Source organism: Phenylobacterium sp., assembly GCF_020253645.1.
Lineage (GTDB): Bacteria > Pseudomonadota > Alphaproteobacteria > Caulobacterales > Caulobacteraceae > Phenylobacterium.
Genome location: NZ_JADCBG010000081.1, coordinates 1 through 6,750 on the forward strand (window position 1 = coordinate 1; position 6,750 = coordinate 6,750).

The 6,750-nt window shown below is 62.6% G+C and carries 4 protein-coding genes; 2 read left to right on the forward strand and 2 right to left on the reverse strand.

Annotated elements, in window-relative coordinates:
* Positions 1–221: 221 nt before the first annotated feature.
* Entirely contained in the window at positions 222–1,715 is a 1,494-nt protein-coding gene (locus INE98_RS05910) for a sulfatase-like hydrolase/transferase (protein ID WP_293537343.1), read from the reverse strand.
* Between the two features lie 102 nt (positions 1,716–1,817).
* Positions 1,818–3,269, reverse strand: coding sequence for a sulfatase-like hydrolase/transferase (locus INE98_RS05915; RefSeq protein ID WP_293537345.1), 1,452 nt, complete (start codon positions 3,267–3,269; stop codon positions 1,818–1,820).
* 226 nt (positions 3,270–3,495) lie between these two features.
* Between INE98_RS05915 and INE98_RS05920 the strand changes: the two genes are divergently transcribed.
* Both INE98_RS05920 and INE98_RS05925 read left to right on the forward strand, forming a co-directional pair.
* Complete coding sequence (locus INE98_RS05920) at positions 3,496–4,260, forward strand: GntR family transcriptional regulator (protein ID WP_293537348.1); 765 nt, start codon at positions 3,496–3,498, stop codon at positions 4,258–4,260.
* A 141-nt stretch (positions 4,261–4,401) separates the two neighbouring features.
* Positions 4,402–6,615: a TonB-dependent receptor gene (locus INE98_RS05925; RefSeq protein ID WP_293537346.1), complete on the forward strand. Its 2,214-nt coding sequence runs from the start codon at positions 4,402–4,404 to the stop codon at positions 6,613–6,615.
* The last annotated feature ends 135 nt before the right edge of the window (positions 6,616–6,750 follow it).

The window sequence follows — 6,750 nt, forward strand, 5'->3', positions numbered from 1 at the left end:
TCGCCGTGTCATCGTCGTGGATCGACTTGTGCCCATCGTAGGACTGTGCGCTCAGCATGGTCCGTGGCGACCGCCAGGGGCCGACAAACATTCCATCGGGCTTGGCCTCGATCGGCGTATTGAATAGGAGAGACATATCGGCTCCGGCTGGGTTCACGTTCCGCCTTGGGTCGGAGCCGCGGCGGATCCGCTCCACCCAGTTCCTCATCCAAGACCTTGGATTAATTGAAGAGTTGAACCTTTCGACCGTTCACCTCGATGCTGAATTGACGGCGACTGGTATACATTGGAGGCACATTCGAGGCATCCCAGGCGGCGAACCGGCTTTTCAGGTCCACAACGACTTCCGGATGACGGGTGGCAAGGTCCCGGGTCTGGCCGGGATCCGCCTTCATGTCATAAAGCAGCGTGTATTGGCCGAGCGGTGAGACCGTCGCAGGCACCCCGTCAGGCACCGGTCTTCCGACAAGGCTCTCCGGATCCTCTGCAGTCTCTGACTTGTTGACCACAACCAGGCTCCAGCGATCGGTCCTGACGACGTGATTGGGGCCCATGCGCCAGAACAGGGTTCTTTCGGCGCGGCCCCTCCCCCCGGACCCCATCAGACGGACAAGGTCGAGCCCCTCTGCGGCCTTCGGCGTCTGAGCACCGGCAACCGCCGCAATCGTCGGCAGGATATCGAGGGACGAGACAGGACGATCGCTGACACCAGGCCTCAGCTTGGCCGGCCAGGACATGATGAATGGCACACGGATTCCACCGTCCCACGGCAGGGCCTTGTGCCCGGAAAGAGGCGCGTTCGAACAAGCGCCGCGAATATAGAAGGGACACCCATTATCGCTCAGGAACACCACAAGCGTATTGTCCCTCTGGCCTGTGGCCTCGAGGGCCTGGAGGAGCCGACCGACACCATCATCCAGTGACGAAACCATCGCTGCGTAGACGCGGTGATGGGTGTCCTCAATGTTCCGGAAGCGATCCAGGTAGGTCTTGGCGGCCATGAGGGGCGTGTGCGGCGCGGTGTACGCAAGGTAGAGGAAGAACGGAACCTCGCGCTTCCGGGACACAAACTCCACGGCCTCATCCGTGAACCTTTCCGTAAGGTGGCCCGGCGCTTCCACAACCTCCCGGCCCCGATAGACCGGCATACGGTCCCGGTTGAAGCTCTTCAGGTCAGCGGTTGCGGCGACTTCATCACCGGGCCCGGGTCCGGGATCGGGAAAGTAGGACGTCCCGCCATCAAGCACGCCGTAGAAACTTCCGAATCCCCGGTCCAATGGATGGTATCCTGGCGACTTTCCGAGGTGCCATTTCCCGACGATCCCCGTGTCGTAGCGGTTGTCCCGCAAGAGCGCCGGGATCATGACCTCGGTCGTGGGCGGGCCGACGCGCTCGTCGCGTCCGACGGGATTGAACTCGAACCCGAAACGGGTCTGGGCGCGACCGGTGAGCAGACCTGCCCGGGACGGTGCGCATACGGCGGCGGTGACATAACCGCTCGTAAAGCGAACGCCGGATCGCGCCAGGGCGTCTAGGTTGGGTGTTGGAATACGGCCGCCTTGTGCGCTGATGTCGCCGTATCCAAGATCGTCCGCGAGGATCACGACGACATTGGGCCGCGTGTCACCGGCCCGCGCGCCTCCGGTCAGGGAGCCTTCGAGGGCCAGGGTGCCGACGATCGCCGCGAGGCTTGTGGCGAAAGGTCGCATGAACATGGGTCACCTTGTTCGAGAGAACGGCATGAAAGAGTGGAGATTTCTCCCCGCGGGCTTCTACGCTCCGGCGGCTCCGGGTCGCCTGGGCGCCCGTAGAAGCTGTTACTGGTCGTGGAAGACGACTCTCCCGCAATGGAAGACTTGGAACCCGCTTGTGGGAGCCCAGGCTGGCGGCTTCATTTCCGATTGCCACGCCTTGTAACGCGCCTGGAGTTCCCGGGTGCGATCGGGAGCCTCAAACATCAGGTTTCGGGTCTCGAGTGGGTCCCGCTTGAGGTCAAAGGTCCAGGGAAAGCTGTTCGGACGGGTGTTCGACATCAGCTTCCAGTCTCCCATCAGAGCGGCGAACTCGGGACCAGTCCGCCAGAAGAGCGCTTCATGGATCGGGGTGTCGTCACCGTTCATCCGGGGCGTGAGGTCGCAGCCGTCAAGGGCCTTGTCCGCCGGAATTCCCGCCGCAGCCAGGATGGTCGGGTAGAGGTCGAGGTGTGAGACATTCCGGCTCTCCTGCCGGCCCCTGGGCCACTGGGCGGGCCATGAAACGATATAGGGCACCCTTGCCCCACCCTCGTTGTAGCTTAGCTTTCCGCCGCTCAGCCGGGTACAGTCCGAGACCCCGAAGTAGGTCGCAGCTCCATTGTCGGAGGTGAAAACGACGATGGTGTTCTCGGATATGCCCGCTTTCTCGAGGGCCGACATCACACGTCCGACACCATCGTCCAGAGCGCTCACCATGGCCGCATAGGTCCGCTTGAGCGGATCCTTTTCCCGCGGGAATCGATCGTAGTATTTCCGGGAGGCTTGGAAGGGGCTGTGGGGCGCCAGGTGGGCGAGGTACATGAACAGCGGCGGATCACCGGACTTCTGACGACGGATATGGCCGACGGCTTCGTCAGTGAGCGCATCCGTCAAATACTGGCCTTCGTTGCGGATCCACTCCTGTTCCGCCACGCCTGCGCGCCAACGGCCGATCCGGGTCGACTCCGCCTCGCGCCGGAAGCTCCGCTCGCCCACATAGGGCGCAGCCTGGTTCACCACATCCGGGGAGGCCGGATCCATGTAGGACGTCTCGCCGCCGAGGAAACCAAAGAACTCGTCGAATCCGCGGGCTGTCGGAAGCCTGTCCGGGGTGATTCCAAGGTGCCACTTTCCGATGGCGACGGTGCGGTATCCCGCTCCCTTGAGCTTCTCGGAGACCAGAGTCTGTCCCGGCTGCAGGCCGCCGTCCGGCTGCCGAGGACTGGAAGGCGCGAGGTACTCGAACCCGAAGCGCTGCTGATACTGTCCCGTGAGAAGACCCGCGCGAGAGGGACTGCAGACGCTTGCGGTCGAGTAGCCCCGCGTAAACTTCACGCCTCGCGCTGCGATCCGGTCGATATTGGGGGTCGGGATGGCGGATGGATAGCCGTAGGAGCTGAGGTCTGTGGCGCCCAGGTCATCAGCCACGATCATGATCACATTGGGCCGCGTCGACTTCGACTCCTGACCTGACGCCACCCCGGGTGAAAGGCCAAGGACCGTGGCCGCCAAGGCCGCCATTCTTCCGAACTTCACGAAGCGCACCTCCGCCCGGGATCGTACAAATCTGTCTGCAATAAACAAACATAGTGTCATCTGTTTTGACAAGAGAGGCTTTAAGCGTTTCCTTGTCGTCCCGCTTGCGGCTTGCCGGAACTCGGAAGTCGGGTTCAGACAGGGTTCAGGCAGTCGAATCCGCCAGCCGCACCTTCGACGCGGATAAGGCGTGGGTCAGGAGCATCGTGGCTTGAAGTCAGAGAACGTGAATGAGGGTCGATTCACACCCCCCGACATAGCCCGCGCCGTTCGCGGCATGATCGTCAGTGGGGAACTTCGGCCTGGCGATCACCTAAGCACAATCGACCTGGCGGCGCGGTTCTGCGTAAGCCGCGGCCCCGTGAGAGAGGCGCTCCGCTTGCTGGAGTCTCGCGCCCTGGTTCGTATCCTCCCGCGCAAGGGCGCATTCGTGAACTCTCTTCAGGATGACGAAGTCGGCGTCACGATGGAGGCGCGCGAGTTCATCTTCGCAGCCATGGCGGAACTGGCGGCGCAACGGATCAGCCGGAGCCAACTCGCGGACCTGCGTCGCGAACTGCAACAACTGGCGCGTCTGGCGGCCGCCCCCGCAACGACGCCGAACGAGTTCAAGCTCGCCACTTACGCCTTTGTTTCTGTATTGTACCGCGCAGCACGCAATCCTCGGCTCCATCAGATCATCCGTGACCTGTCTGAAGGCGTAGGCCACGCATTCGGCCACCTGAGCATGGCGACCCAGGAAATGCGGCAGGCAGAGTACGAAGCGTATCGGCTGCTCACCGACGCGGTTGCGGATCGCGACCCGAGAAGAGCCGGCGACCTCGCGAGGCGAATGCACGCCGCGGGCGTTGCCCGGGCGACGCAGCTCCAGGCTGCCATTCCCCAGGCGGTGATCGAGTTCAAGGGAAAGCGCCGTCGATCCGGGCGATCGGAGCCAAGGACTCAGCCAGTCCTCTCAACTGTCCGAAACGGGGCCGTCCCACGAGCGTAGTCGCCCAATCGAAACGCGCCGCCGGCGCGCCTGCGCTGACAGGTGCGAATGGCGAGTGGACACACGAGAACTGGAAAGTGTTGACAGTTCTGGACAAGCCCTCACTCTAGTTGCGTCGACAGAGTCACCGAGGGGAAGCCCATGTCCAAGTCTATCCAACGCCATTTTCTGCTGGGCGGCGCCGGCGTGGCGGCGCTGCTCGCCTGCGCGCCCGCCCCGACCATTGCGCAGGTCAGAAGTGAGGGTGAGACGGCATCGGTGGGCGAGGTCGTCGTAACGGCCAGGCGACGTGAGGAAAGGCTGCGCGATGTACCCGTCTCGGCCTCCGTCATCGACGTGAACCAGCTCATAGAGCGCGGGGACATCGTTGATCCTCAGGCGATCCTGAACAGCGTCCCGGGCGTGAAGTTTCTTGATACGTCCTCGCCCTCGAACTCGGAGATCACTCTCAGGGGCTCAGGACAGGGCCGGGGAACCTCAACCGAGGCCGCCGTCGGACTTTACCGGAATAACATCTACATCGGCGGAGGTACGATCGGCGGGCGCAGCCTGAGCCGCCTTGATCTCCTCGATCTTGAACAGCTTCAGGTCCTGCGCGGCCCGCAGGGGGCGCTCTACGGCCGCAACGCCATAGGCGGCGCCATCACCGTCTCGTCGGCCCGACCGCGGTGGGACAACCGTGGCTTCGTGAACGTGAACTATCAGTTCGAGACCGAACTGAAACAGGTTCAGGCCGCCGTGAACCACGCCGTATCCGACCAGGTCGCCATCCGCCTGACGGGCGAGTGGTTCGATCAACCCAAAGGCTTTTTCTTCAATGCGTCCCAGCGCAATTTCATCGACCGGCAGGAAGGTTACGCCCTTCGCGGGCAGATCCGATTCCGGCAGGACGATCTTGATATGAACCTTCTGGTGGAGGACGGGCTGTATTATCTGCCAGCCCTGCGCTCGGCGTTCACGGTTGCCGCCGGTTCCCCCGGCTTCCCCCTCGGATACTTCACGCCGAAGTTCACCTCTTTCGCGAACGACGGGGAGCCCGCCAAGCAACGGATTCAATCCGTGATCGGCCAGTTAACCTGGGAATCAGACCTGGGCACGCTGTCAGGCTCTACAGGTTTCCGGCGTCGTATCACGAACACGGAGAACGATACCGACCAGTTCGATCCGGCGACCTTGGCCCGCGAGAGGGCCCGCGGTAACGCTACAACCATCACCGACCCCAACACTGCGACGAATAACAACGATGACTTCGAGGCGCTCTATGCGGACTTTCATTTTGCGGGGGCCCAGTCTGGTCGGTTCAGTTGGCTGATCGGATTCGAGGCCTTTTACAGCGACGACCAGTTCACGACCGTGACGGGACGGACCCCGACCCCCGCCAATGCATCCCTAGGCAACTTCCTGCCAGGACGCGGGCGCTACAAGTCTTGGGCGCCATACGGGTCCATCGGTTTCAAGCTGACCGACTCCTTCAGCGCCGAGGGAGAACTACGCTACTCCAATGACGAGAAGGAGCGTCAGAACTTCGGGTTCACGCGACCGACAAATGCGCCGATCCCGGCTCAGACCAGCGAGGACTCAGACGAATTCTCGAACCTCGATTATGCGCTGTCGCTGACATACGATCTGCCGTTCGACTGGATCGTGTTCGGTCGGTTGGCCACCGGTTATCGGGCAGGCGGATTCAATGCGAGCGTCGGCGATCCGCGGGCTCCCAGACCGGTTGTGCCGACCTATCAGCCCGAGAACGGGACATCGTACGAGATTGGCGCGAAGGGCGACCTGGGGCGCAACATCTTCGTCACCTTGGCCGCCTATCAGACCGAGGTCGAGGACTTCCAGGGCCAGGTGGATAACGGCTGCGCGGTGACCAACCCGGTATGCCCGGTGGTTTCGACGTCCTTCATCTCAAACGTCGGCAAAGCGGAAGTCTGGGGTCTCGAGCTGACCGCAAGTGGCCGTTGGGAACTGCTTGGCGGCCGCCTGAGGGCGGACGCCAGCCTTTCGCGCCAAGGTGGCAAACTGAAGTCGACGGGACGCCGCATTCAACAGAACCCGGACTGGACCCGGGCCCTGGAGGTAAACTTCCGCCGCCCTGTGGTCGGAGACGCGGAGGGTTTCCTGAACCTCTCCTACTCTGGCCAGACAGGCGGCTTCCAGGAAATCGACTCAGCTCTGGAGCTCGATGACCGGGATCTTCTGGATGCTCGCGTCGGGGTCACCTTCGAGAGGGTCGAGCTCTCCGCTTACGCAAACAACGTCACTGACGAGAGCTACGTCGTGTTCCGGAGCGCAACCCAGGTTCGTTATAGCGATCCCCGCCGGTACGGTGTCCAGGTCCGGTACCGCTGGTAGCCTCAGGGCGCGCTACGCACGTCCCGCAATACTCTTTGGATTGCCTTTGGAGCCTTGTCTGATGAAGAACCGCAGTCGCCTTAGCGGGATCCTTCCGTGTCTTCTGCCGGCGCTTCTGCTCATGTCATCCACAAA

Bases quoted from the DNA above. Each gene is read 5' to 3' on its own strand.
- INE98_RS05925 (WP_293537346.1), top strand. From the start codon at position 4,402: ATGTCCAAGTCTATCCAACGCCATTTTCTGCTGGGCGGCGCCGGCGTG.
- INE98_RS05910 (WP_293537343.1), bottom strand. From the start codon at position 1,715: ATGTTCATGCGACCTTTCGCCACAAGCCTCGCGGCGATCGTCGGCACC.